This window comes from Lutibacter sp. (assembly GCF_040883305.1).
Taxonomy (GTDB): Bacteria; Bacteroidota; Bacteroidia; order Flavobacteriales; family Flavobacteriaceae; genus Lutibacter.
The window spans coordinates 1-4,600 of the sequence record NZ_JBFLKT010000182.1; the positions used below are offsets into that span (position 1 = coordinate 1).

General features: G+C 34.5%; 1 protein-coding gene. It reads left to right on the forward strand.

Going from position 1 to position 4,600, the window contains the following annotated elements:
• A partial coding sequence (locus AB1Z17_RS05850; RefSeq protein ID WP_368050860.1) for a choice-of-anchor D domain-containing protein occupies positions 1 to 4,600 on the forward strand: 4,600 nt, incomplete at both ends.

Consider the following 4,600-nt stretch of genomic DNA (forward strand, 5'->3'; position numbering starts at 1 on the left):
CTCAGCCTAGTGTAATTTCTGGAACAACAAATGTCTGTGAGGGTAATTCAGAAACTTATAGCGTAGCATTTGTTTCAGGAGTATCGTATAATTGGACTTTCCCTGCAGGGTGGGTGCAAACAGCTGGCGGAACTTCAAATACAATTGATGTAACTGTGGGTTCAGGCTCAGGAGATATTCAAGTTACTCCATCAAATGGAACTTGTGACGGTTTACCAAGAACTTTAGCAGTTGTTAGTGCAGATATACCTGCCCAACCAAGTTCGGTTTCTGGTAACCCAAATGTTTGCGATGGAACTTCAGAAACGTATAGCGTAACCAATGTTCCGGGCGTATCATATAATTGGACGGTTCCGACAGGATGGATAATTGATAGTGGAAATGGGACAAGCTCTATTACTGTAAGTATAGTTGGCTTTATTACTGGAAATATTGAAGTTACACCGTCAAATACTTGTGGAAGTGGAACATTAAGTTCATTAGCAGTAAGCTCTAGTGCAATAGCACAACCAAGCACAATTACAGGTGAAATAATTGTTTGTGAGGGCAGTACAGAAACCTATAGTGTTACTAATGTTTCAGGTCTTACTTATAATTGGTCAGTCCCAGTAGGTTGGACAATAGATAGTGGAGGTGGAACAAATTCAATAACAGTAACTGTAGGTTCGGGATCTGGAAATGTTGAAGTTACACCATCAAATGCATGTGGTAGCGGACCAACACGGTTAATAGCAGTAACTTCAAATGCAGTACCAACAATTACAGCAACTACGCCTGGCTCAATAAATGGACCTGGAACGGTCGTTTTAAATGCAGAAACTTCAATTCCAGGAAGTACAATATCTCTATATGCTAATGCAGTAGGAGGAGTTGCTTTAGATTCAGCAATTGATTTAGGACCAGGTCTAGGTGCTAATTTAACAACTCCTGGAATTATTACAACAACTACATTTTATATTGATGCTAATAACGGACCTTGTTTTTCTACACCGAGAGTTCCAGTTGTTGCCACAGTTCATTATTCTGAAATCACTGTATATGGTAATGGAAATATTATACTAGATGAGGATAACACTCCTATTACAACTGATTATACAAATTTAGGAGACACACCTATATTAGTTGGATTAACTAGAACTTATACAATAGAAAATACAGGGACCATTGATTTAACAATTGGAACAATAAATATTACAGGTGCCAATGCCTCAGATTTTGTAGTTAATACTGCTCCAGCAGCTACCATTATACCAGGAGGAAGTACAACTTTTAGTATTACGTTTACTCCAACAACTTTAGGTATTAAAAACGCAAACGTGTCGTTTATAACAAATGATCCAGATGAAAACCCTTTTAACTTTGATATACGAGGTACTGGGAGTACAGGTTTATATCCAGAAATTAATGTACAAGGAAATGGAAATGATATAATTGATGGTGCTCCAGGCACTTCTACTACTAATCATACTGATTTTGGTTCGGTAACCTTACCAGGCTCAATTATAAGAACTTTTACAATACACAATACTGGAACTGGCTCCTTATTGTTGACTGGTGTACCAATAGTTGTAATTACTGGAAGTTCTAATTTTACGGTAACATCACAGCCTAGTAGTAGTTCTATTGCCGCTGGAGGTAATTTAACATTTCAAATTACATTTAACCCTTCTGTCACAGGAACATTTGATGCTATCGTTAGTATAGATAATAGTGATGCTAATGAAACTATTTATGATTTTGCTATTTCTGGATCTGCAACAGTTTCAGGTATAGAAATAGATATTCAGGGAAATGAGATTTCTATTGTTGATGGAGATAATACCCCTGATATACTTGATCAAACTGATTTTGGAATAACCGATTCAGCTACACCAATTCCTCATACGTTTAACATTTATTCTTTGGGATCAAGCACCCTAACAATGACTACTTCTATTGTTTCAATTACAGGCACGGATGCAGTATTATTTACTTCAACTGCGATAGGGTCTACAAGTTTAGGAGCAGGAGCAGTTACAAGTTTTGTAGTTACATTTACGCCAACAGCATCTTTAGGAGTTAAAACAGCGACAATCACCATAAACAATAATGATTCTGATGAAGGAACTTATAGTTTTGATATTATGGCGGAAGTTCAAACAATTCCTGCACAATTATTAGCGCCTGGCGGGATAACATCTAACCTTAAATTTTGGTTAAAAGCAGACAGTAATATCGGGGTTGTAAGTGATAATTCACCCATTAATACTTGGTATGACCAAACTTTTGGAAGTACTAAAAATGCGATTTCTAGAACTTTAAAAGAACCAAGGTTTCAAAATAATACAAGCTATAATGTGAATTTTAATCCTGTTATACATTTTGATGGAAATGATTTTATGTCAGGTGGACAAGGTTTTAACAATACAGATATGTTTATTGTATTAAAACCAACAAATAATGTTAATTATACCACAAGCCCAATGGATATCTACTGTGGTGATGATATTACTACAAATAGAGGTAGTCAAGATGTAACTGGAATTGAAATGGGAAATACTTCTAATAGGCATACCAACGAGCTTTTTGCATATAATCAGGGTGCTGAAACATCCTATGGAGTTTCTGAAATAAGTACCACTAAATTTTATACAGGGGTAAACATATTTAATCCAAGAAAACACGATCCATCTGATCCTTCAATTGATATGGATATTCTAAATAATGGAAATACAATAATAACGTCAGAAGCCAATACTGGAACATACATAGATATAGTTAATTCGAGATATTGGTTAGGGAGAAGTGAATATTGGGATGCAAGTTATAATGGAGATATTTTAGAAATTATAAATTATAATATTAGAAATAATGACACTGATAAACGAAAAATAGAAACCTACCTTGCCATAAAATATGGTATTACACTTGGTACAAGCCCTCATAGTTTAGATTATTTAGATTCAGATGGTACAGTTATTTATAATGCAGGAGCAAGTTACAATTTTAATATTGCGGGTATTGGAAGAGATGACAAATCCGAATTAAATCAGAAACAATCAAAATCGGAAAATGCAACAGTAATTAATGATGATATTACTATTGGTTTGGGAGATATCTACGATAAAAACTCTGACAACCCAAATAATTTTGCAATTGATAAAGAGTTTCTTGTTTGGGGGCATAATAATAATACGCTTGTTGCACAAGACCCTATTGTGGTTAATATAAGCGCAGGAATAACACCTTCTTTAACTACCAATGTCGATTTTATTTCAATTGGAAGAACTTGGCGCGTAATAGAAAGCGGCGGTAATGTCCCTTCTTGTAAAGTTTCTATTCCTAAAGCAATGATAGATGCAACATTATCACCTCCAGGTAATTATTTAATGTTTATATCTAATAACCCTGTATTTAGTCCTAGCGCTGAATATAGAGTAATGGATGAAAATGGCCCTGATTTAGAAGCAGATTATGATTTTGATGGTATAAAGTATATTACTTTTGGATATGCCCCAGAGAGAACTTTTTCACGCTCAATTTATTTTGATGGTGTTGTGGATTATTTAGATGCAGGAAATGTGTTAGATTTAAATCCTTCCGAATTTACAATTTCAGCTTGGATTAAAAGAGGAAGCGCTTCAGCTAACAAATCAATAGTATCAAAAAGAGATTTTGGTTATTCAAATGGTGGTTACGATTTTAAAATAACAAGTACTGGTAAAGTTGAACTATCATGGAAGAATGGTACTATTAGAACCATTTTTTCAAATACTACGATACCTATAAATGTTTGGCATCAAGTAGCGGTAATTTATAATGGAACGGAAGCAAAATTATATATTGATGGAGTTTTAGATAAAACTACTCCGTTAGGACCCCCAATTAATCCAACCTCAAATTCAGAATCATTTATTATTGCAGCAGCAGATGGAGAAGAAGCAAATACATCAGCTTTTTTTGAGGGAAATATAGATGAAGTTCGAGTGTGGAACAAAGCCTTATCAGAAGATGAATTGCATTTTATTATGAATCAAGAAATTGAAGATAATTCAGATATTGCGGGTTCATACTTTACTGCCAAAAGTATTATTCCAACAAAAAATGATATCGCTAGAGCAGATAACACTCTTAATTGGGTAAATTTACAAGGTTATTACCCAATGAGTACCTATACCTATACAAACTTAAAAGATGCATCTGGAAATGGAAATAGAGCAGCTTTAAAAAATTTAAATACAGTAGATCTTCAAACAGCGCCTTTACCTTATGTTTCAGCAGCAAATACAAATTGGGATACAGAATCTACTTGGGTTTATGGTAATATGCAAACAATACCTGGTTCAGCTTCTTTAGTTGATCCTACAAAAACCGTTGATTGGAATATTGTTCAAATTAGTTCCAATGTAACTATGAATAATAATACGTTACCAAGTGGAAATTCTGGCAATAGAAATATACTAGGTTTAATAGTAGATAATACATTCGAGATAACTGCGGAAGGAACAACAAATATAACTACAGGAACAGCTACCGGAAACGGATTAACCGTTACGCATTATCTAGGATTAGATGGAAAAATAGATTTAGAAGGCGATTCGCAATTAATACAAACAGAACA